The organism is Vibrio sp. D173a, assembly GCF_030248475.1.
On sequence record NZ_JAHGAH010001336.1, the window covers coordinates 1 to 790 of the forward strand.

1 protein-coding gene is annotated in these 790 nt (G+C 47.8%); it reads right to left on the reverse strand.

All coding sequences use genetic code 11. From position 1 onward, the window contains the following. Positions 1-790 (reverse strand): FAD-linked oxidase C-terminal domain-containing protein (locus tag KIV40_RS33200; protein WP_285353651.1); only part of this gene is annotated, 790 nt, incomplete at both ends.

Sequence of the window (790 nt, forward strand, 5' to 3'; positions counted from 1 at the left end):
GACGTTGATAACGAGAGTAGTAGATATTTAAGAAGCGAGAGCGGAAGCTCGGAACGTCAACTTTAATCGGACACTGACTCGCACACGCTTTACAAGCAAGACAGCCATTCATCGCTTCGTGCACTTCATGAGAGAAGTCGTATTCGTGACGCTTGTTAAGTGAGTTACGAACGCGCTCAATCATAGTTTTCACAGGCGTTGAATCATTTAGTGCTTGTTGCTCTAGATCGAGGATATCAACACCTTGCTCAGTCAACTGACGCAACCATTCACGCACTAAACCTGCACGGCCTTTCGGAGAGTGGCGACGATCAGCGGTAACTTTCATCGAAGGACACATTGGCGAGCTGGTGTCGTAGTTAAAACATAAGCCGTTACCGTTACATTCCATCGCTTGTTTAAAGCTGTCGCGCACCTGCACATCAATTTGACAGTCGTAATAGCCACGCTTAGTGTCAGTGACTTTCACTAGCTCTGCATCGCTATCAAGCGGCGTACAGATCTTACCCGGGTTCATCTTATTGTGCGGGTCAAATGCTGCTTTTACGCGACGAAGCTCAGTGAATAGCTCCTGACCAAAGAAGTCTGGGCCATATTCAGAGCGGAAACCCTTACCGTGCTCACCCCACATCAAGCCGCCATATTTAGCCACCAGCTTAACAACCTCGTCTGAGATTTCATGCATTAAGGCTTCTTGTTTTGGATCGCACAGGTCTAGGGCTGGACGTACATGCAGGACACCGGCATCAACGTGACCAAACATACCGTAATTGAGAGATTTAGCATCAAG